Origin of the sequence: Paraburkholderia sp. Cpub6, assembly GCF_014201065.1 — a bacterium.
GTDB classification, from domain to species: domain Bacteria; phylum Pseudomonadota; class Gammaproteobacteria; order Burkholderiales; family Burkholderiaceae; genus Paraburkholderia; species Paraburkholderia tuberum.
Window position 1 is genome coordinate 99805 of record NZ_JACHDM010000001.1, and the last position, 20753, is coordinate 120557.

Genomic DNA, 20753 nt, shown 5'->3' on the forward strand with positions numbered 1-20753 from the left:
CGGGACAGCCGCTAACGGAGGCTCAGTCGCGCGCCGACGAAGCAGCGCCGTGACTGAGCCAGTCGAGCACGGCCGTCGCGTCGTCGTCGGCGCCTTCGCGCGCTTTCTCGACCGTCTCGGCGACGTCGTCGCTCGGCACCGCGCGCCGAATCGCCACACCGACCGCGAGAATGTCGATCATCACGAGGTGCAGGATGCGCGAGATCATCGACAGTTGCGACTCGCGAATCTCGATGTGATCGGTTTCCAGCGCGACCGTCGCACGCTTCGCGAGCGGGGTGTTGCTCGACGTGATCGCGATCACCTGCGCGCCGGCCTGCATCGCGACGTCGAGCACGCGCAGCAGCTCGGGCGCGCGCCCCGACTTCGACACCGCGACGATCACGTCGCCCTTGCCGAGCAGCGCGGCCGAGGCCGCCTGCATGTACAGGTCACCGTACGCGATGGTCGGAATGCCGAAGCGGAAGAACTTGTAGTGCGCGTCCTGCGCGACGATGTTCGAATTGCCGAGTCCGTAGAACTCGATGCGCCGCGCGCCGTTCAGCAGGTCGATGGCGCGTTCCACGTGCTCGAAGTTCAGATGCTCGCGCAATTGCAGAATCGCGGACACGGTGTTGTCGAGCACCTTCGCGCCGAAGTCGGTCGCGGTGTCGCCGAGATGCACCTGGCTGTGGCTGACCGGAATCGTGCCGGTCAAACCGGTCGCGAGCTTGAGCTTGAAGTCCGACAGCCCCTGGCAGCCGAGCGAGCGGCAGAAGCGGATCACGGTCGGCTGACTGACGTCGGCCTTGCGCGCGATGTCGACGATCGGATCGTTGATGATCGAACGCGGGTGGTTCAGCGCGAGTTCGGCGACGCGGCGCTCGGCCGGCGTCAGCGCGTCGCGCATCTGGCGAATCCGCTCGAACACCGCCGACGAGCTGCCGCCCGCGCGGTTCGACAGCTGCTCCGCCAGAATCGCCGATACGCCGAGGAACGCCGGGTATTCGGCGGTAATCACATAGGTCGGCACGTTCTGCAGATACGCCTCGAAGCGGCCCTTCGCCTCGAAGCGCTGGCGGAACGACGAACGCGCGAAGAACTCGCCGAGGCGTGGCACGACGCCGCCGCCGATATAGATGCCGCCGAGCGCGCCGAGCGTCACCGCGATATTGCCGGCGAAGGTGCCGAGAATGCCGCAGAACACGTCGACCGATTCGGCCGCGAGCGGCTCGCCTTCGAGCGCGCGCTTGACCACATCGGCCGTATTGACGCTGGCCGGCACGCGCTTCTTGTCGCGGCCCGCGAGCGCGCGATAGATCACCTCGATGCCGGGACCCGCGGCCACGCGTTCGAACGACACGTGCGACCACTTCTTGCGCGCGTACTGCAGCACGATATCTTCACGCTCGTCGGCGGGCGCGAAGGTGGCGTGGCCGCCTTCGCTGCCGAGCGCGATCCAGCGGTCGTCGGCGGGGATCAGGCCCGACACGCCCATGCCGGTGCCGGGGCCGAGCAGGCCGATCACGCTGTTCGGCCGGCGCTGGCCACCGCCCACCTGCACGCGCTGCATGTCGGTGAGGCCGGGCAGCGCCATCGCGAGCGCGGTGAAGTCGTTGACGACGAGCAGCGTGTCGAAGCCGAGCGCGCGGCGCGTCGCTTCGATCGAAAAGGTCCAGTCGTGATTGGTCATGCTGACCTGGTCGCCGTCGACCGGGTTCGCAATCGCGATCGCCGCGTGATTGACGCGGCCGATCTTCGTGTCCTTCAGATACTTCTTGATGACGTCGGCGACACTCGGGTAGTCGGCGCAAGGATAGATCTGCACCGAGCCGATTTCGCCGGGGCCCGTCTCGAGCGCGAAACGCGCATTGGTACCGCCGATGTCGGCCAGCAGCCTCGGTCCATCGGCGTGCTGGACCGCGCCCGGCACAGCTTTAGTTTGCACACCAGTAGACATCGAGTCTCACTCCCTTGTCGTTTGCCAGCTGCGAGATGGCATTTTTTTGTAGCGCGGCGGACGCGGCGTTGAGCACGTCCATCTTGCGCGGCCCTGCGATCAGCAGAAACAGATGCTTCACGTCCTTCAGCGCGGACAGCGACCAGCTCACGCGCGCGTGCGGCGCCGCGCCCGGATGCACGGCGACGAAACGCTCGGTCGTGTTGATCGCGTGATCCCATTCGGGCGCATCGGCGAAGATCGACGCGGTGTGGCCGTCTTCGCCCATGCCCAGCACCGCGACGTCGGGCGCCGTGGCGAAGCGCGCGTCCGCGTTCAGCGCGGCGACGTGCGAATGCAGATCCTGGGTGGTGTCGACGAGCGGCCAGAAGGTCGCGTGTTGCGCCGCGTTCTGCAGCAACGTGGCGCGCGCGAGCTGCGCGTTGCTCGCGCTATCGGTCTCCGGCACCCAGCGGTCGTCGACCAGCGTGATCGCGATGCGGGGCCAGTCGAACGTCTGCGTCGACAACGTTTGCAGGAACGGACGCGGGCTGCTGCCGCCGGACACCGCCAGCATGGCCGGGCGCGCGAGCGGGGTTGACGTGCCGGTGCCGGCCGCCTGTGCGGCAAGCGACGCATGTAACGCGTCGCCCACCGCTTTCGCCAGCGCGTCGGATTGGGCGCGCTGGTCGTCGAAAGCGTGAAGCTCGATCACTTCTCCTCCGTGCTGCTTTCTTGTTAGGTCTGCGGAATCAGCCTGACTGCTCTCGCACGATGCCTGCAAGGCGGGTGGCCTGCAAACGCATGACGCGATACCGGCGCGACTCCGTTCAGTTCGTCGGTGGTGTTGCCGGCGCCCGCGCGCCAAGGTGTTCATCGCGCGCGGCGCCGTCCATCAATTCATCAAACTCAATTCTCTTCCTCGAGCCAGCAGGTGCCGTGCTGGGCGAGCATCGCGCTCGCCGCGGCCGGTCCCCACGTGCCTGCCGCGTACGGCTTGGGCGGCTTGGGCGACGCCTTCCATTCGTTCAGGATGGGTTCGACCCAGCGCCATGCGGCTTCCTGTTCGTCGCGCCGCACGAACAGCGCGAGGCGCCCGTTGATCACGTCGAGCAGCAGCCGCTGATACGCCTCCATCTGGCCTTCGCGGAAGAACCGGTCGAACGCGAGATCGAGGTACACGCTCGCGAGGTTCATACCCTCGCCGGGCTGCTTCGCGAGACAGTACAGACGAATCGTCTCGTTCGGCTGCAGACGGATCACGAGGCGGTTCGCGCCCGCGCGCAGCGCCGACGCGCCAAGCGCCGAATGCGGCACCGCACGGAAATTCACGACGATCTCGGCGACGCGATCGGCGAGCCGCTTGCCCGTGCGCAGGAAAAACGGCACGCCGGCCCAGCGCCAGTTCTCGATCTCGACCTTCAGCGCGACGAAGGTCTCGGTCGAGCTATCGGGCTTCACGCCGTGCTCGGTGGCGTAGGCCGGGACCGTGTTGCCGCGAATGACGCCCGAATGATACTGGCCGCGCACCGCGACCTTGCCGATTTCCTGCGGCTCGACCGGTTTGAGCGCGCGCAGCACGCGCAGCTTTTCGTCGCGCACCGAGTCGGAATCCATCGAGTGGGGCGGCTCCATCGCGACGATCGACAGCAACTGCAACAGGTGGTTCTGCACCATGTCGCGCAGCGCGCCGGTATTGTCGTAAAAATCGCCGCGCGCTTCGACGCCGAGTTCCTCGGCGATCGTGATCTGGATGCTTTCGACCCACTCGCGGCGCCACAGCGGCTCGAACAGCGCATTGCCGAAGCGCAGCGCGAGCAGGTTCTGCACCGGCTCCTTGCCGAGGTAATGGTCGATCCGGTAGATCTGCTCTTCCGCGAAGATTTCGCCGACCGCATCATTAATTGCGTTCGACGACTTCAGGTCGTAGCCGAGCGGCTTCTCGAGCACGATGCGCGCGTTATGGTTCAGGCCCACCGCGGCGAGCGCATGGCAGATCGGCACGAACAGCGACGGACCCGTCGCCAGATAGAACACGCGGATGCCGGGCATCTCCTGGATCGCGTCGCGCAATTGCGCGAAGTCATCCGGATTGCCGAGATCGATCTTCACGAACTCGATGCGCGCGAGGAAGCTCGTCCACGCGGCTTCGTCGAGGCCGTTCTTCGACACATGCGGCTTGACGTGCCCGTCGACCCACTGCAGATACTCGCTGCGATCCTCGACGTGCCGCGCGAGCGCGACGATCTTGCCGCTGTCGGCGAGCATGCCGCCCGCGCGGTGCGCCTCGAACAGCGCGGGCAGGATCTTGCGCATCGACAGATCGCCGGTTCCGCCGAAGAGAACGAAGGTGAAGCTTGAGTCGGTATGCATGAGTCTCCGTCGATGTCCTGAAGGGCCGCCGCGCTGATCGGACACTGCACGCGCAGCGCCCCGGAAGAGCGACCGTAGTCCGATAAAATATTTTTTGACACTGAATTGTAGTTTAACTACAATCCAAATCAAGAGGTAGCGTTAATTCGATGAAAAAAGCGTGCGCTGTACTGACGGAATGCACGCTTTTTGCGAATCGGCGGGCGTCCCCGGCACGCTAACGGACAATGGGACAACGCCTTCCGGTACGCGCCAGCAGGGTGCCGGCGGACCTTACGGAAAGCCGGGGAGTCGACGGGCTTGCGGGGTCGTTGCCCGCAGCCGACGTCAGGCTGGCGTCGAGTTGGCGTATGAGGTACCTCGAGTCTGCAGCGCGATGCGGGCAGGCAAAAATCAAAAGAGGAGACAGTCAGTTGCATCCCGAACCACTCACCTCTTGAGCGTCCAGCGGCCGGACATCGGTCCGCCGGCACATGCCCTCGCGCATGCGCCCGACCGTGCTCGATCGCCAGTGTTTTGCCTGTTTGAACCAACCACAGCACCCTGGCGACATCAGGGGCCATTCGTTTTTTTGTTCAGGTGTCTGGAGGAGATAAGCAATGAAATTTCGCGCGATCATGGGCGCTCTGTGCGCTGCGGGTCTGATGTGTGGCGTGTCGGCCGTGCAGGCCGCCGAGTCGATCGAAGTGCTGCACTGGTGGACTTCGGGCGGCGAATCCAAGGCCGTCGGCGTCCTCAAGGACGACATGACGAAGCAGGGCTACACGTGGAAGGACTTCGCGGTCGCGGGCGGCGCTGGCGCGGCTGCCATGACGGCACTGAAGACGCAGGTGATCTCGGGCAACGCACCGAGCGCCGCGCAGATCAAGGGTCCGCTGATCCAGGAGTGGGCTTCGCAGGGCGTGCTGGTGCCAATCGACTCGGTCGCGGGCGACTGGAAGAAGAATCTGCCGCCGCAAATCGACAAGATCATCCAGGCGGACGGCCACTACGTGGCCGCGCCTTTCTCGGTGCACCGCGTGAACTGGCTGTACATCAACAAGGCAGCGCTGGACAAGGCAGGCGGCAAGGTGCCGACCACGTGGCCTGAGTTCTTCGCGGTGGCCGACAAGATGAAGGCCGCGGGCATTCAGCCGATCGCAATGGGCGGCCAGCCGTGGCAAGACCTGACGCTGTGGGAAGACGTCGTGCTGTCGGAAGGCGCGGACTTCTACAAGAAGGCGCTCGTCGACCTCGACGAGAAGACGCTGACCTCGGAAAAGATGGTTCAGGTGTTCGACACGGTCCGCAAGATCCAGGGCTACTTCGACGCGGGCCGTACGGGCCGTGACTGGAACCTCGCCACGGCCATGGTCATCAACGGCAAGGCCGGCATGCAGTTCATGGGCGACTGGGCGAAGGGCGAGTTCACCAACGCTGGCAAGAAGTCGGGCACGGACTACATCTGCGCGGTGGTGCCGAACACCGACAAGGCTTATACGTTCAACGTCGACTCGTTCGTGTTCTTCCAGCAGAAGGGCCAGAAGGCCGCGACGCCGGGCCAGCTCGCGCTCGCGAAGACGATCATGTCGCCGGCGTTCCAGGAGCAGTTCAGCCTGTACAAGGGCTCGATCCCTGTGCGTCTCGGCGTGCCGATGGACAAGTTCGACGACTGCGCGAAGAAGTCGTACGCGGATGAGCAGATTGCGATCAAGGCCGGCGGTTATGTGCCGTCGCTCGCTCACGGTATGGCTCAGCCGGATGCCGCGGCAGGCGCGATCTCCGACGTCGTCACGAAGTTCATGAACTCGCAGGAAGATTCGAAGACCGCGGTTCAGGCTCTCGCGAAGGCAGCGAAGACCAAGTAAGCGTAAGTACGAAGTGTTGCGCCCGGCGGCTTGCATCCGAAGCACCGGGCGCGCCCTTCGGGCCGTGTGGGATCGGACCTCGCTGCTTTCGTTCGCAGCGCAGTCCGGCGCCACCCGGCTCACCCTGGTTTCATGGAGTCACACCCAGGCCGTCGCGGTTCCGCGCCATGCGCGCACGGGCCGCCCGACGGTACAGTTTCAGCAGGAGTCGAGTAGTGACTGCTTCCATCAGCGGGAACGGGAAAACGGCCACCGTCACCCGCCGCACGTCGCCCATGGCGGCCCTCGCCGATCGCTGGATTCCGAAGCTGGTGCTCGCACCCAGCGTCGTGATCAGCCTGATCTTCGTGTATGGCTTTATCGCAATCACCGGCTATCTGTCGCTGTCTACTTCGCGGCTGATGCCTCGTTGGGAGTTCGCGGGTCTCGACCGCTATCGCGAACTGTTCCAGAACGACGTGTTCTGGACTTCGGCCGCGAATCTCGGCTGGTTCGGCATTCCGTTCATCGGTATCTGCATCGGTCTGGGTCTGTTGCTCGCGATCCTGCTCGATCAGCAGATCCGCAACGAAGGCGCGCTGCGCGCCGTGTTCCTGTATCCGATGGCGCTGTCGTTCATCGTGACCGGCACCGCGTGGCAATGGATTCTGACGCCGAGCATCGGCATCGAGAAGGTGTTTCACGACTGGGGCTGGACGAGCTTCTCGTTCAACTGGCTCGGCGACCCGGACAGGGCGATCTTCTGTATCGTGATCGCGGCGGTCTGGCAGTCCACCGGCTTCGTGATGGCGCTGTTCCTCGCCGGCTTGCGCGGCGTCGACAGCGAGATCTTCAAGGCCGCGCAGATGGACGGCGCGAACCTGCCGACCATCTACCGCAAGATCGTGATACCGAGCATGCGGCCGGTGTTCTTCTCCGTGCTGCTGATCCTTTGTCACATCACCATCAAGACGTTCGACCTGGTCGTCGCGCTGACCGCCGGCGGTCCGGGCACGTCGTCGTCGCTGCCGGCCATTTTCATGTACACGTTTTCGTTCAACCGTGGGCAGCTCGGCGTCGGCGCGGCATCGTCGATCATGATGCTCGCTACCGTAGTGGCCGTGCTCGTGCCGCTGATGTATCTGGAATCGAGGAGCACCCGCAATGCAGCCTAAGATGACGATTAGCCGTGCCGTCATTTACGCGGCCCTGGTTCTGTTTGCGCTGTACTTCCTGTTCCCGCTGTATGTGATGCTGTCGACGTCGTTCAAGGACATCGACCAGTTGCGCACCGGCAACCTGCTGACGCCGCCGACGAGCTGGAGCTTCGCGCCGTGGCTCAAGGCGTGGAGCGGCGCGTGTACGGGGGTGCGTTGCGACGGCATGCAGCCGTTCTTCATGAACTCGGTGCGCATGGTGATTCCGGCCGTGCTGATCTCGTCGATCATCGGCGCGTTCAACGGCTACGTGCTCACGCACTGGCGGTTCCGCGGCGCCGATCTGATCTTCACGATGCTGCTGGTCGGCTGCTTCATTCCGTTCCAGGCGATCCTGCTGCCGATGGCGCGCCTCGAAGGCATCCTCGGCCTGGCGAACACGGTGAGCGGCCTCGTGCTCGTGCACGTGATCTACGGTATCGCGTTCACGACGATGTTCTTCCGCAACTTCTACGTGAGCGTGCCGGCTGAGCTCGTGAAGGCCGCGCGGATCGACGGTGCGGGTTTCTTCACGATCTTCACGAAGATCCTGCTGCCGGTGTCGCTGCCGATCTTCATGGTGTGCCTGATCTGGCAATTCACGCAGATCTGGAACGACTTCCTGTTCGGTATCGTGTTCTCCGGCGTCGATTCGATGCCGATCACCGTGGCGCTGAACAACCTCGTCAACACCTCGACCGGCGTGAAGGAATACAACGTGGACATGGCCGGCGCGATCATCGCGGCGCTGCCCACGCTGCTCGTCTACATCATCGCCGGACGTTACTTCGTGCGCGGCCTGACCGCGGGCGCGGTGAAGGGCTAAATCACCCTGGAGCGACGGCGTTTCACCGAACGCGTGCCGTCGTCGCCTGACAAGACGTTTTCAAGCAGTACCAGAGACTAGAGGATTCACAGCATGGCAAGCCTTTCCATCCGTGACGTGTACAAGACCTACCCGAACGGGGTGCCGGTTCTGAAGGGTGTCAACATCGACATCGAAGACGGCCAGTTCCTGATTCTGGTCGGCGGCTCAGGCTGCGGTAAGTCGACGCTGCTCAACATGATTGCCGGTCTCGAAACCGTGACCAAGGGCGAGATCCAGATCGACGGCAAGACGGTCAACAACCTGTCGCCGAAAGATCGCGACATCGCGATGGTGTTCCAGTCGTACGCGCTCTATCCGTCGATGACGGTGCGCGACAACATCTCGTTCGGCCTGAACATCCGCAAGGTGCCGAAGCAGGAGCAGACGCAGATTGTCGAGCGTGTGTCGAACACGCTGCAGATCAAGCATCTGCTCGATCGCAAGCCGGGTCAGCTGTCGGGCGGCCAGCGTCAGCGCGTCGCGATGGGCCGCGCGCTCGCGCGCGATCCGGTGATGTTCCTGTTCGACGAGCCGCTGTCGAACCTCGACGCGAAGCTGCGCATCGAGATGCGCTCGGAAATCAAGCTGCTGCATCAACGCCTCGGCACGACGATCGTCTACGTGACGCACGACCAGATCGAAGCGATGACGCTCGGCGACCGCATCGCGGTGATGAAGGACGGCATCGTTCAGCAGTTCGGCGCGCCGCAGGAAATCTACGACTCGCCGTCGAACCTGTTCGTCGCGGGTTTCATCGGCGCACCGCCGATGAACTTCATCGAAGGCAAGCTGGTCGAGCAGGGCTCGGGCGTCGGCATCGAACTCGATACGGGCGTCGCGCGCAAGGTGCTGGTGCTGCCGTTCGATTCGGCGAAGGTGCGCTCGTACGTCGGCAACAACGTGATTCTCGGCCTGCGTCCGGAACGCATCACCGATGCGCGCGGCGCGCACGGCGACGACTCGAAGCTGCAGCCGGTCGAAGTGAAGGTCGACGTGATCGAGCCGACCGGTCCGGACACGCTGGTGTTCGCGCAGATCAACGGCAAGCGCGTGGTGAGCCGCGTGCACCCGGCGTCGAACCCGCAACCGGAGAACAATGCGACGCTGCTGTTCGATACGTCGAAGGCGGTGTTGTTCGATCCGGCGAATGAAGAGCGGATTGCGTAATTCGTCGTCTAAGCGCTGATTCCGTCGCTACAGAAAAGCCCCATGCGTTGAATTGCGCATGGGGCTTCTGTTCTTTTGCAGCCGTTACGCCGCCTCGGGCAAACGCAAGTCCGGATTGCTGCGCGCGAGCTCGCTGACCCAGTCGATAAACGCGCGCAGCCGCGAACTCAGATTGCGGCGATGCGCATACAGAATCGACAGCGGTGTACCGGGGCTCGCGTAGTTGCCGAGAATCTCCGTGAGCGCGCCTTGCTCGATCAGCTCGGCGACCATGAAGCGCGACGGCTGGATGATGCCGTGGCCCAACACACCCGCCGTGATGTACACCGAGCCGTCGTTGACGGCGAGCGTGCTATCCATCGCGACGCGCTCGATTTCGCCGTCCACTTCGTATTCGAACGGGAAGGTCCTGCCGCTGCGCGCGGACACGTAGTTGACCGCGCGATGCTCGCCGAGGTCCGCCAGTGTGGTCGGCGTGCCGAACTTGCGCAGATACGCGGGCGATGCGCACGTGACGATGCGCGCAAGCCCGATGCGCTTCGCAACGAGGCTCGATTCTTCGGGCGTGCCCATGCGGATGACGCAATCGACGGCGTCCTGGATCAGATCGATGTTGCGGTCCGCGAGACCGAGGCGCACGTCGATCGCGGGGTATTGCGCGTAGAAGTCGTCGAGCGCGGGCAGCAGCAGCGAGCGCGCGAGCGTGCCGGAGGTGTCGACGCGGATCGTCCCGGCCGGATTCTCGCGCTTGCTCGACAGCGACGACTCGGCATCGGCGACATCGGCGAGAATGCGCACGCAGCGCTCGTAGAACGATGCGCCGTCTTCGGTCACGCTGACCTGGCGCGTCGAGCGGTTCAGGAGCCGCACGCCGACGTGTTCCTCGAGCGCCTGGATCGTGCGGCTGACCTTCGCGCGCGGCAGATCGAGCGATTCCGAAACCTTGGTGAAGCTGTTCGCTTCGACCACGCGCGTGAAGATCTCCATCGCTTCGAAACGGTCCATGGTGTGCCTTGTGAGTGGTGAGCCAGAAGAAGGGCGGGGCAGGTTTGCGACACGACAGGAAGTCTACAGCCAGCAAAACTGGTTGTCTGCCGCGCCTCGTTCGCGCGCAACTGCCACCGCCGCTCGTGGCTCAATCCCGCTCCGGCGCGCCCAGCGGAAATAGCGGCCGGTAGGGCCGCGCCTCGTCGACCGCGCGTGCGAACGAGGGCCGCGCGAGCAGCCGCTGCCGGTACGCGCGCACGTGCGCGAACGCGGGGTCGATCGGGTGCGTCCAGTCGGCGTAGAACAGGAACGGGGCGGCGCCGCAGTCGGCGAGGCTGAAGCTGTCGCCGGCGGCCCATTCGCGCTCGGCCATGTGACGGTCGAGCCATGCGTACGAAGTGTCGAGCAGCGCGCGCGCATCGGCGACGCCACGCCGGTCGCGCTCGGCTTCGGGACGCAGGCTATCGAACACGACTTTTTGCTGTGGAGTCGAAATGTAGTTGTCGAAGAAGCGGTCCATCGTGCGCACCTCGAGCGCGGCGCGCGGATCGGCGGGCAACAGCGTGACGGGCCCCGGATAATGCAGGCCCAGATATTCGATGATGATGCTCGCCTCGACCACCGTGCGCCCGCCGTCGACGAGCACCGGGAAGCGCCTGATCGGCCACAGCGCGGCCAATTCGGCCATGACCTTCGGGTCGTCATGCGCGAGCACGCGCATCTCGAACGGCGTACCGTTTTCGTACAGCGCGGTCAGGGCCTTCTGGCAGTAGGACGAGAACGGATGGGCATAAAGCAGCACGGGCATCGCGATCACCTTTGACGGTTGCACAGCACGAGTACGCGGTGACGACGAAAGCCACACCGCGCGACGGCCGGGCTGGCCGTTTACCCCACGACGAACGACGGCCGAAAAAATCGACCTCAGACCTTCGCGCTCGCCCCATGCGGCGGCAACGCCCCCGGCTGCAACAGCACGACCACCGCACCGGCGCCGCCGTCATGTGGGCGCGCCTGACAGAACGCGATCACTTCGGATTTCTGCACGAGCCACGCGCGCACCTTGCCCTTCAGCACCGGCTCCTTGCCGATCGACCCCAGACCCTTGCCGTGAATCACGCGCAGGCAGCGCAGGCCGCGTTTGGCCGATTCGCGGATGAATTCCGCGAGCGCCTCGCGTGCCTCTTCGCGCCGCATGCCGTGCAGGTCGATCTGCGCCTGCACGATCCAGTCGCCGCGCCGCAGCTTGCGCACTACGTCGCGGCTCAAGCCGGGGCGGCAATACGACAGCGTTTCGTCGGTTTCGAGCAGCACTTCGGGGTCGAATTCGTCGGAGATCGCTTCGTGCAGCACCGCCTCCTCGTCGAGCAGCGTCTGCACCGGCAGCGGCGGCGGGGGATTGCGCGTGAGCGTCGCGCGCGGCGGAATCGCGAGCGGCGCGACTTCGCCGATCTCGCGGCGGAACAGATCGGCGTCGGCGGCCGCTTCGCGCTGCGCCGCGCGCGTCGCCGCCTGTTCGCGCTCGCGCCGCTCGGCTTCGCCCTTCAACGCTTCACGCAACGCACCGAGTCCGGCGAGCCCCGATGCGCGATCGAGCTTCGGTGCGACGGCGGGCGCAGCCGTTGCGGGCGCGGGACGCGTGGCGGCTTGCGGGCGTTTCGGTTCGTTCGGATGGGGCTGATTCTTCGGCATGTCGGCAATACAGGCGGAAAGGTCGGTCGGTGGTGCTGCCAACGCGCTCGACGCACATTGACAAAGCGGCAAAAACGACAAAGGCCGCCGGCATTTCAGCCGCGGCCTTCGTGAGCCAATGACAGCAGCGCTGCGCCACCGTCATTTTACTGTCGCGCCCGTTTGTCGGGACTTCGTCTCGACATAAGGCATCGCGCTGCGGATCAGCGGTCCGCTTCCGCGCTCATCGCGTGCTCGCCGGCCATCTCGTTGATGGTCTCGAGATAGCGCTGCGCGTCGAGCGCGGCCATACAGCCGGTGCCCGCGCTGGTGATCGCCTGGCGATAGATGTGGTCCTGCACGTCGCCCGCGGCGAACACGCCCGGCACGCTGGTCGCGGTCGCGAAACCGTTCAGGCCGCCCTTCGTGATAATGTAGCCGTTCTTCATCTCGAGCTGGCCTTCGAAGATGTCCGTGTTCGGCTTGTGGCCGATCGCGACGAACAGGCCCTGCAGCGCGATGTCGGTGGTCTCGCCACTCTGCGTGTGCTTGATGCGCAGGCCGGTCACGCCGGAGTTGTCGCCGGTTACTTCTTCGAGCACATGGTTCCACTTGATCTCGACGACGCCTTCCTTCTCCTTCGCGAGCAGACGGTCGATCAGGATCGGCTCGGCGCGGAACTTGTCGCGGCGATGGATCACGGTCACCTTCTTCGCGATGCCGGCGAGGTACAGCGCCTCTTCGACGGCCGTATTGCCGCCGCCGATCACGGCGACGTGCTGCTGCTTGTAGAAGAAGCCGTCGCAGGTCGCGCAGGCCGACACGCCCTTGCCCATGAACGCCTCTTCGGACGGCAGGCCGAGATACTGCGCCGATGCGCCCGTCGAGATGATCAGCGAATCGCACGTGTATTCGCCCGAATCGCCGATCAGGCGAATCGGCTTCTCATCGAGCTTCGCCGTGTGGATGTGGTCGAAGATGATCTCTGTATTGAAGCGCTCGGCGTGCTCGAGGAAGCGCGCCATCAGTTCCGGGCCTTGCACGCCGTTGGCGTCGGCGGGCCAGTTTTCGACGTCGGTCGTGGTCATCAGCTGGCCGCCTTGCGCGATGCCGGTGACGAGCACCGGCGCGAGGTTGGCGCGCGCCGCGTAAACCGCCGCCGTGTAGCCGGCGGGACCGGAACCGAGAATCAGAACCTTGGCGTGTTTCGTTGCAGTTGCGGGCATGATCGAATCCTTGTACGGCGCGCGGCTCGCCGCTGCGTAGCCGTGCGTTTTTGAGCTGAAACTGTAGATGGGTATCAGTCGGGCATTATAAAGGGCGGGGCGTGCCGCTGCGCCATCAAGCTTTCTGATCGCCGCGATAGCGTGGCGGCGTGGGCGCTCGGGGCGAGCCCGCGGCGCGATACGGCGAATTCAACGCGCCTCGCGCATGCATCTGTGGTCAAACAGCCAGGTTACCGTCATTTACAGCCTCGCGCGGGACACAGCGTTTACAATAGCCCGGATCGAAGTTTCCGTTAGCCGGGATCGGGCCCGAAGCCGTGCGCGGCGAGGCTCGGGCCGCGTTCCCGGCGGCAGTTTCAGCCTGAACCGGCTACCCCAGGCAACAGGATCAATGGCAAAAGCTCCCTATACCGCGAGCGCGCAGGCATTGCCGCACCGCATGTCGCGCCTCTTCACCGAAATCCGCTGGATTCTGCAGGTGGCCCTCGGCGTGTTCCTGCTGATGTCGCTCGTCAGCTACAGCAGGCACGACCCGAGCTGGACCCATGCCGCGCAGGTCGACCATATCTCGAACTGGGCGGGCCGCGTCGGCGCGTGGACTTCCGACATCCTGCTGCTGCTGTTCGGCCTGTCCGCCTACTGGTGGATCGTGCTGCTCGGCCGCCACATCTCCGCGAACTACAAGCGCATCACCCGCAACGAAGAGCCGCAGGACGACGACGCGCCGCGCGGCGTCAGCTGGCTCGCGGACGCGTTCGCGTTCATGCTCGTGCTGCTGTCGTGCAACGGCCTCGAGGCGCTGCGCATGTGGTCGCTGAAGGTGCAGTTGCCGCGCGCGCCTGGCGGCGTGATCGGCGAGGCTGTCGCGCGCGGCATCTCGCATGCGCTCGGCTTCACCGGTGGCACGCTCGCGCTGCTGCTCGGTCTCGGGATCGGGCTGTCGCTGTACTTCCGTTTTTCTTGGCTGTCGGTCGCGGAGAAGGTCGGCGAATCGATCATTTCCGCGGTGACGTTCGCGAAGCTGCGCCGCGAGGCCGGGCTCGATCGCAAGCTCGGCGAAGCGGCCGCCGTGAAGCGCGAAGGCAAGGTCGAGAAGGGCCGCGTGCGCATCGAGGAGCACGAGCCCGTAGTGATCGTGCCGCCGCTCGCCACGCCGGCGAAGTCGGAGCGTGTCGAGAAGGAACGCCAGGTGCCGCTCTTTACCGATCTGCCCGGCGACTCCACGCTGCCGCCCATCGCGCTGCTCGATCCCGCGCCAGCCGCGCAGGAAACCATTTCCGCGGACACGCTCGAATTCACGTCGCGCCTGATCGAGAAGAAGCTGAAGGACTTCGGTGTCGACGTGAGCGTGGTCGCCGCGTATCCGGGGCCCGTCGTCACGCGCTATGAAATCGAGCCGGCCACGGGCGTGAAGGGCAGTCAGATCGTTAATCTCGCGAAGGATCTCGCGCGCTCGCTGTCCCTCGTGTCGATTCGCGTCGTCGAAACGATTCCGGGCAAGAACTACATGGCGTTGGAGCTGCCGAACCAGCGCCGTCAGACCGTGAGCCTGTCCGAAATTCTCGGCTCGGCCGTGTATGCGGATGCCGCGTCGCCGCTCACGATGGGTCTCGGCAAGGACATCGGCGGCAAGCCCGTGTGCGCGGATCTCGCGAAGATGCCGCATTTGCTCGTCGCCGGCACGACTGGTTCGGGCAAGTCCGTGGGTATCAACGCGATGATCCTGTCGCTGCTGTACAAGGCGAGCGCCGAGCAGGTGCGCATGATCCTGATCGATCCGAAGATGCTCGAAATGAGCGTCTACGAAGGCATTCCGCACCTGCTGTGTCCGGTCGTCACCGACATGCGCCAGGCGGGCCACGCGCTGAACTGGGCGGTCGCCGAAATGGAGCGCCGCTACAAGCTGATGAGCAAGGTCGGCGTGCGTAACCTCGCCGGCTACAACAACAAGATCGACGAAGCGGCCAAGCGCGAAGAGAAGCTGCCGAATCCGTTCAGCCTGACGCCGGACGATCCGGAACCGCTGACGCGTTTGCCGAACATCGTGATCGTCATCGACGAACTGGCCGACCTGATGATGGTCGTCGGCAAGAAGGTCGAAGAGCTGATCGCGCGGATCGCGCAGAAGGCGCGCGCGGCCGGCATCCATCTGATTCTCGCTACGCAGCGTCCGTCGGTCGACGTGATCACCGGCCTGATCAAGGCCAACGTGCCGACCCGTATGGCGTTCCAGGTGTCGTCGAAGATCGACTCGCGCACGATTCTCGACCAGCAGGGCGCCGAGTCGCTGCTCGGCATGGGTGACATGCTCTATCTGCCGCCAGGCAGCGGTTTGCCGGTGCGGGTGCACGGCGCGTTCGTGTCGGATGATGAAGTGCATCGCGTCGTCGACAAGCTCAAGGAGCAGGGCGAGCCGAACTATATCGAGGGCATTCTCGAAGGCGGCGTGAGCGGCGAGGGCGACGAAGGCTCGGCGGGAACCGCGTCCACCGAAGGCGAGTCGGACCCGTTATACGATCAGGCGGTCGACGTCGTGCTGAAGAATCGCCGCGCGTCGATTTCACTCGTGCAGCGGCATCTGCGGATCGGCTACAACCGGGCGGCGCGTCTACTCGAACAGATGGAGAATTCGGGCGTGGTGTCGGCGATGTCGTCGAACGGCAATCGCGAGATCCTGGCGCCGGCGCGCGAGGCGGAATAGCCGCAACGAGCCATGGCGGCCATCGCGAGCGACGCCGCGCGCACCGTCGGGTGCGCCATTGCGGCTCGACGCCGGGCCGGTCACGCTGTGTTCAGCGAGTGCATCGAGCCGGCGCAGCCCATCACCGAATTCATTCAAGGGAGAAAAACCTATGCAAGCAATCGCGCAGCAGGATGCCCGACAGCGGCGAGCGGGGCGCCTCGGCGAGCGCGTGTCCCGCGGCATGCGCAAGATCGCGCGCGCCGTGGGCAGTGTCGCGATCGGTGCGTCGCTGCTCGTCGCCTCGCACGCGTTCGCGAGCGGCACCGAGCAACTGAAGGCATTCATCGCGCAGGTCCATTCGGCGCGCGGCACCTTCGTGCAGCAGGAAGTGCGCGCGCCGAGCAAGGCGCAGGGCGCGAGCGGCGCGCTGTCCACCGCGAACCCGGCCAAGCCGACCACGTCGAGCGGCACGTTCATGTTCGCGCGGCCCGGCAAGTTCATCTGGCAATACGAGAAGCCCTACTCGCAATTGCTGCAGGCGGACGGCGACAAGCTCTACGTCTACGACAAGGATCTGAACCAGGTGACGGTGCGCCCGCTCGGCAACGCGCTCGGCGCAAGCCCGGCGGCGATCCTGTTCGGCAGCAACGATCTGGACAAGAACTTCTCGCTGCGCGACGCGGGCGTGAAGGCCGGCATCGACTGGCTCGAACTGACGCCGAAGGCGAAGGACACGCAGTTCGAGCGCGTCGGCATCGGTTTCAAGGACGGTAATCTCGAAGCGATGGAATTGCACGACGTGTTCGGTAACGTGACGCTGCTCACGTTCTCGAACATCCAGAAAAATCCGCAACTGCCGCCCGATGCATTCAAGTTCACGGTGCCGAAGGGCGCGGATGTGATCAACGGATAAACCGCGCGGTAGGCGCCGACACGTCGCGCCTGTGCAAACGCCCGCGAAGCCGCGCTTGTCGGGCGCGGCTTTTTATTTCACGCGGTGCGTGGATTGCTTAGGGATGCGCGCCCGGCGCCGCGACGAACATTAAATCGTCGTACAGGCAGACGTAATGATTTAGTGCGAGACTGGAAAGAGCGGCATTGCTCATGGGCTGGAGTTCGCGCGTCCGATCATTTTCCGGGATTGGGTACGCAATCTCTAACAATTTTTTGCTGCAACGCAACAAAATAACGCCTAAACTGATCGAATCTGGTTGTCGCTTCAGATGTCTGGAAAGGTGAGGCATGTCATGAGATTGTCTTCTTCACACGATTCACGCTTGTCCCCATCCCTCCATGTGTTCCAGCAGGAGGGCGGGTGGCATTGGGGAATAACGGTGCCGCGCGCGGCCGGAAGTGGTTTCAAGGTCGTTGCATATAGTGAAAAAACCTTTATCGATGAGGCCGAAGCCCATCGGGAAGGCAATCGCGCGCTTGAGCGTTTCGCCGATACGCCGGCGGTTCGGCTTGAACGGCAGTAAGGCAGTCAGGTTATCTAACGTATCCGGCAGCCCGTTATTTGGGTTTTCGAGCGGGAAACGCAAGAATTACCGCCGGTGATAATTTAATATGCAACCAATTGCATATTTTTTTGACTTCCGAAAAATCGTAGCGATAATGTCTCGTTTCGAGATATCGCATTTATTTTGACTTTCGCGGAATATGAAACCACCCACGCGCTAAGCGTGGAACTGGACGGCGTAAACTACGCCGGAACGTATCGCGTCATGACGGGCACCGTCGTCGTCCATTTCGCGAACGAGAGCAAATTCGCCTCGTACGCGCCGAATCGGCCGGAGACCGTCGCCCGTTGGCTGCTCACGGATCTGTGTCGCAAGGCCGAATCGCGTCGGCGCAAAGCGGCGAAAAAATAGCCCGCGGCGCGCACTGTGATTGGCCGTTCGACGGTCACAAAAAAAGACCTGCATTTGGATTGCAGGTCTTTTTTATTTTGTGACAGCTGCGTCTAATGCAACGCGCTGAGGGTGACGCGCTCACGCATACGCGGTCTTGCGCGCCGATACGAACGCGTAATAGCACACCGCGCCGATCGCAAGCGACGGTAGCGTCGCGCCGACATTCGGTAGCCATTGGTTGATCACCTGGTACGAGGCGATGCCGATCGCCCAGGCGACGAACGCGCTCAGGTGCCAGCCGCCCGAAAAGCCGTAGCGGCCGCGCACATCGGCGAGCACCGCGGCGTCGACGCGACGCTTGCGCACGATGAAGTGATCCATCAGCACAACGCCGAACAGCGGCGCGAATACCGAGCCGATCAGCAGCAGGAAGTTCTGGTACTTCGCCATCGGCACGAGCAGCGCGATCAGCGTGCACAGCGCACCGAACGCGGCCGACAGCAACGGCACGCTCGCGCGCGTCCAGAACGTGCCGGTCGATACCGCGGCCGAGTGGATGTCGGCGAACGCATTGTCGATTTCGTCGATCAGAATCAGCAGCAGCGCAAACCCGCCGCCCGCTTGCGCGAGCGCGCCGGTCAGCAATGCATTGCCGCCGCCGGCCGCGAGCCCGTAGACCGCGCCGAGCGCATAGAACCAGATGTTCGCGATGCCATAGCCGTATAGCGTGCCGCGGAACGTCTCGCCGGCGCGGCGGCCGAAGCGCGTGTAGTCGGCGATCAGCGGCAGCCATGACAGCGGCATCGCGACCACGAGGTCGACCGCGCCGCCGAACGACATCTCGCCGGTGCCGGGACGACGCATCAGGTCCGCGAGATTGTGGCGCGCGAGCAGGTTCCACGTGAGCCACGCGGCGCCCGCGAGCAGCAGCCAGATCCCCCACTTGCGCAGAAAGCGCCGCACGAACGACAGCGGGCCGCTGATCGCGAGCAGCGTCGCGAGCACGCCGAAGATCACGGTCCACACGAGCGGCATCGACAGGCCGAACGCCTGTTTCGCGAGCGCATCGGCGGAATCGCGCATCACGATCACCTCGAACGAGCCCCAGCCGACCAGTTGCACCATGTTCAGCACGGCCGGCACCGACGCGCCGCGCACGCCGAGCGTCGGACGCAGCGACGACATCGCCGCGAGCCCGGTGTCGGTGCCGATCACGCCCGCGAGCGCGAGCAGAACGACGCCGATCACGCTGCCGAGCACGATCGCGACGAGCGCATGCTGCAGCGACAGTCCCGGCACCAGCAGCGCGCCCGCCTGGGCGACGAGCAGGCCGATGCCGAGTGAGAACCACAGCGCGAACGCGTCGCCGGTGCGAAACGCGCGGCGCGCGTCGGGCACCGGCGTGAGCGGCGCGTAGGTGGAGCCGGCGTCGCCGGCGACGGAATCTTGAGCCATCTGATGTTCGTTCCTGTTGGTGGTGCTGTGATTCTTTGCGTTGCCGGCGCCCCAGGTCGGCCATCGCCTGGCCGCCGTCACTGTCATAATGCAGGACGTTGCCCGCGTTCGTGCCTGTGTTTCCGGCCGGACGCGGGCTTTGCGCTTGTCCCGCGAGGCGCTGCTCCGAAGCGGTGCGTGCCCCGGAAAGCCGAGATTATCCCCAAAACGTCATGTTTGAAGAAACCCGTGCCAATGTTCCGCTCGCCGAACGCCTGCGGCCACGCAATATCGACGAAGTGATCGGCCAGTCGCATCTGCTCGGTCCGAACAAGCCGCTCAGGGTCGCGTTCGAATCGGGCGAGGCCCATTCGATGATCCTGTGGGGCCCGCCGGGCGTCGGCAAGACCACGCTCGCGCGGCTGATGGCCGATGCGTTTCACGCGCAGTTCATCGCGTTGTCGGCGGTGCTGTCGGGCGTGAAGGATATCCGCGAGGCGGTCGAAACCGCGCAGATCCATCGCGCGAACGGCCATCAGACGCTGGTGTTCGTTGACGAAGTGCATCGCTTCAACAAGAGCCAGCAAGACGCGTTCTTGCCGCACGTCGAGTCGGGCCTGTTCGTGTTCGTCGGCGCGACGACCGAGAATCCGTCGTTCGAGGTCAATAGCGCGTTGCTGTCGCGCGCCGCCGTCTACGTGCTGAAGAGCCTGACCGACGACGAACAGCGCGAGCTGCTCGAGCGCGCGCGGAAGGAACTCGGCGGCCTCACGTTCACCGACGAAGCGCGCGCCGCGCTGATCGGATCCGCCGACGGCGACGGCCGCAAGCTGCTGAACAACCTCGAGATCGTCGCGCGCGCGGCCGCCCGGCAGAAGACCACTGAAATCGACGGCGCGTTATTGGGCAGCGCGCTCGCGGAGAATCTGCGACGCTTCGACAAGGGCGGCGACGCCTTCTACGACCAGATCAGCGCGCTGCATAAATCCGTGCGCGGCAGCAACCCGGACGGCGCGCTGTACTGGTTCTGCCGCATGCTCGACGGCGGCGCGGACCCGCGCTATCTCGCGCGTCGCATCGTGCGCATGGCGTGGGAAGACATCGGCCTCGCGGACCCGCGCGCCGCGCGCATCACGCTCGACGCCGCCGAAACCTACGAGCGTCTCGGTTCGCCCGAAGGTGAGCTCGCGCTTGCGCAGGCGATCATCTATCTGGCGGTCGCGCCGAAATCGAATGCCGGGTACAACGCGTACAACGAGGCGCGGCGCTTCGTCGGCAAGGACCAGTCGCGCGCGGTGCCGGTGCATCTGCGCAACGCGCCGACGAAGCTGATGAAGGAACTCGGCTACGGCCACGACTACCGCTACGCGCACGACGAACCCGATGCGTACGCGGCGGGCGAAACCTATCTGCCCGACGGCATGCGCGAGCCGCATTGGTACGAGCCGACACCGCGTGGTCTCGAAGGCAAGATCGGCGAGAAGCTCGCGCGCCTTGGCGAGCTCGATGCGCGGTGGCGCGCCGAGAACAAGCCGAAGAAGGCTTGAGGCG

General features: G+C 64.7%; 17 protein-coding genes. 8 read left to right on the forward strand and 9 right to left on the reverse strand.

Annotated features, from left to right (window positions below):
• Window positions 1-22: 22 nt before the first annotated feature.
• The 3 genes from HDG33_RS00510 to zwf form a co-directional block, all read right to left on the reverse strand.
• Window positions 23-1939 (reverse strand): bifunctional transcriptional regulator/glucokinase, encoded by a 1917-nt coding sequence (locus tag HDG33_RS00510; protein ID WP_184021104.1) that lies wholly within the window; start codon window positions 1937-1939, stop codon window positions 23-25.
• Complete coding sequence (gene pgl / locus HDG33_RS00515) at window positions 1917-2633, reverse strand: 6-phosphogluconolactonase (protein WP_090803460.1); 717 nt, start codon at window positions 2631-2633, stop codon at window positions 1917-1919. The genes HDG33_RS00510 and pgl overlap by 23 nt, the downstream gene beginning before the upstream one ends.
• Window positions 2634-2827: 194 nt before the next feature.
• The gene (gene zwf / locus HDG33_RS00520; protein WP_184021107.1) at window positions 2828-4291 is read right to left on the reverse strand and encodes a glucose-6-phosphate dehydrogenase; all 1464 of its coding nucleotides are present in this window, start codon (window positions 4289-4291) and stop codon (window positions 2828-2830) included.
• A 599-nt stretch (window positions 4292-4890) separates the two neighbouring features.
• Here zwf and HDG33_RS00525 point away from each other — a divergent pair.
• The 4 genes from HDG33_RS00525 (at window position 4891) to HDG33_RS00540 (ending at window position 9348) form a co-directional block, all read left to right on the forward strand.
• Entirely contained in the window at window positions 4891-6138 is a 1248-nt protein-coding gene (locus HDG33_RS00525) for an ABC transporter substrate-binding protein (protein ID WP_184021114.1), read from the forward strand.
• Window positions 6139-6353: 215 nt separating this feature from the next.
• Window positions 6354-7292, forward strand: coding sequence for a carbohydrate ABC transporter permease (locus HDG33_RS00530; protein WP_184021125.1), 939 nt, complete (start codon window positions 6354-6356; stop codon window positions 7290-7292).
• Window positions 7282-8139, forward strand: a complete 858-nt coding sequence (locus HDG33_RS00535) for a carbohydrate ABC transporter permease (protein ID WP_184021136.1) — start codon at window positions 7282-7284, stop codon at window positions 8137-8139. Before HDG33_RS00530 ends, HDG33_RS00535 begins: the two co-directional genes overlap by 11 nt.
• A gap of 93 nt (window positions 8140-8232) precedes the next feature.
• Complete coding sequence (locus HDG33_RS00540; RefSeq protein ID WP_184021150.1) at window positions 8233-9348, forward strand: ABC transporter ATP-binding protein; 1116 nt, start codon at window positions 8233-8235, stop codon at window positions 9346-9348.
• A gap of 84 nt (window positions 9349-9432) precedes the next feature.
• Here HDG33_RS00540 and HDG33_RS00545 read toward each other — a convergent pair whose 3' ends face one another.
• The 4 genes from HDG33_RS00545 to trxB all read right to left on the reverse strand — a co-directional run bounded on the left by HDG33_RS00545 (window position 9433) and on the right by trxB (window position 13232).
• Window positions 9433-10353, reverse strand: coding sequence for a LysR family transcriptional regulator (locus tag HDG33_RS00545; RefSeq protein ID WP_184021152.1), 921 nt, complete (start codon window positions 10351-10353; stop codon window positions 9433-9435).
• A 130-nt stretch (window positions 10354-10483) separates the two neighbouring features.
• A complete protein-coding gene (locus HDG33_RS00550; RefSeq protein WP_184021154.1) occupies window positions 10484-11143 on the reverse strand; it encodes a glutathione S-transferase family protein in 660 nt (219 codons plus the stop codon).
• A gap of 116 nt (window positions 11144-11259) precedes the next feature.
• Window positions 11260-12027, reverse strand: coding sequence for a Smr/MutS family protein (locus HDG33_RS00555; protein ID WP_184022808.1), 768 nt, complete (start codon window positions 12025-12027; stop codon window positions 11260-11262).
• 203 nt (window positions 12028-12230) lie between these two features.
• Window positions 12231-13232, reverse strand: coding sequence for a thioredoxin-disulfide reductase (gene trxB, locus HDG33_RS00560; protein WP_184021156.1), 1002 nt, complete (start codon window positions 13230-13232; stop codon window positions 12231-12233).
• 391 nt (window positions 13233-13623) lie between these two features.
• On the opposite strand from trxB, the gene HDG33_RS00565 reads away from it, so the two are divergent.
• Window positions 13624-15933: a DNA translocase FtsK gene (locus HDG33_RS00565; RefSeq protein ID WP_184021169.1), complete on the forward strand. Its 2310-nt coding sequence runs from the start codon at window positions 13624-13626 to the stop codon at window positions 15931-15933.
• A 151-nt stretch (window positions 15934-16084) separates the two neighbouring features.
• A complete protein-coding gene (lolA, locus tag HDG33_RS00570; RefSeq protein ID WP_184007847.1) occupies window positions 16085-16828 on the forward strand; it encodes an outer membrane lipoprotein chaperone LolA in 744 nt (247 codons plus the stop codon).
• Between the two features lie 358 nt (window positions 16829-17186).
• Here lolA and HDG33_RS38190 read toward each other — a convergent pair whose 3' ends face one another.
• Window positions 17187-17456, reverse strand: coding sequence for a hypothetical protein (locus HDG33_RS38190; protein WP_184021173.1), 270 nt, complete (start codon window positions 17454-17456; stop codon window positions 17187-17189).
• Between the two features lie 141 nt (window positions 17457-17597).
• On the opposite strand from HDG33_RS38190, the gene HDG33_RS00580 reads away from it, so the two are divergent.
• Window positions 17598-17786, forward strand: coding sequence for a hypothetical protein (locus HDG33_RS00580; RefSeq protein ID WP_244144826.1), 189 nt, complete (start codon window positions 17598-17600; stop codon window positions 17784-17786).
• Window positions 17787-17906: 120 nt separating this feature from the next.
• Here HDG33_RS00580 and cytX read toward each other — a convergent pair whose 3' ends face one another.
• The gene (gene cytX / locus HDG33_RS00585; RefSeq protein WP_184021178.1) at window positions 17907-19223 is read right to left on the reverse strand and encodes a putative hydroxymethylpyrimidine transporter CytX; all 1317 of its coding nucleotides are present in this window, start codon (window positions 19221-19223) and stop codon (window positions 17907-17909) included.
• Window positions 19224-19435: 212 nt separating this feature from the next.
• On the opposite strand from cytX, the gene HDG33_RS00590 reads away from it, so the two are divergent.
• Complete coding sequence (locus HDG33_RS00590; RefSeq protein ID WP_184021180.1) at window positions 19436-20749, forward strand: replication-associated recombination protein A; 1314 nt, start codon at window positions 19436-19438, stop codon at window positions 20747-20749.
• Window positions 20750-20753: the final 4 nt, after the last annotated feature.

Excerpts from the sequence above, each read along its gene's own strand:
- HDG33_RS00510 (WP_184021104.1), bottom strand. The coding sequence starts at position 1,939 with ATGTCTACTGGTGTGCAAACTAAAGCTGTGCCGGGCGCGGTCCAGCAC.
- zwf (WP_184021107.1), bottom strand. The coding sequence starts at position 4,291 with ATGCATACCGACTCAAGCTTCACCTTCGTTCTCTTCGGCGGAACCGGC.
- HDG33_RS00525 (WP_184021114.1), top strand. The coding sequence starts at position 4,891 with ATGAAATTTCGCGCGATCATGGGCGCTCTGTGCGCTGCGGGTCTGATG.
- HDG33_RS00535 (WP_184021136.1), top strand. The coding sequence starts at position 7,282 with ATGCAGCCTAAGATGACGATTAGCCGTGCCGTCATTTACGCGGCCCTG.
- HDG33_RS00540 (WP_184021150.1), top strand. The coding sequence starts at position 8,233 with ATGGCAAGCCTTTCCATCCGTGACGTGTACAAGACCTACCCGAACGGG.
- HDG33_RS00545 (WP_184021152.1), bottom strand. The coding sequence starts at position 10,353 with ATGGACCGTTTCGAAGCGATGGAGATCTTCACGCGCGTGGTCGAAGCG.
- HDG33_RS00550 (WP_184021154.1), bottom strand. The coding sequence starts at position 11,143 with ATGCCCGTGCTGCTTTATGCCCATCCGTTCTCGTCCTACTGCCAGAAG.
- HDG33_RS00555 (WP_184022808.1), bottom strand. The coding sequence starts at position 12,027 with ATGCCGAAGAATCAGCCCCATCCGAACGAACCGAAACGCCCGCAAGCC.
- trxB (WP_184021156.1), bottom strand. The coding sequence starts at position 13,232 with ATGCCCGCAACTGCAACGAAACACGCCAAGGTTCTGATTCTCGGTTCC.
- HDG33_RS00565 (WP_184021169.1), top strand. The coding sequence starts at position 13,624 with ATGGCAAAAGCTCCCTATACCGCGAGCGCGCAGGCATTGCCGCACCGC.
- lolA (WP_184007847.1), top strand. The coding sequence starts at position 16,085 with ATGCAAGCAATCGCGCAGCAGGATGCCCGACAGCGGCGAGCGGGGCGC.
- cytX (WP_184021178.1), bottom strand. The coding sequence starts at position 19,223 with ATGGCTCAAGATTCCGTCGCCGGCGACGCCGGCTCCACCTACGCGCCG.
- HDG33_RS00590 (WP_184021180.1), top strand. The coding sequence starts at position 19,436 with ATGTTTGAAGAAACCCGTGCCAATGTTCCGCTCGCCGAACGCCTGCGG.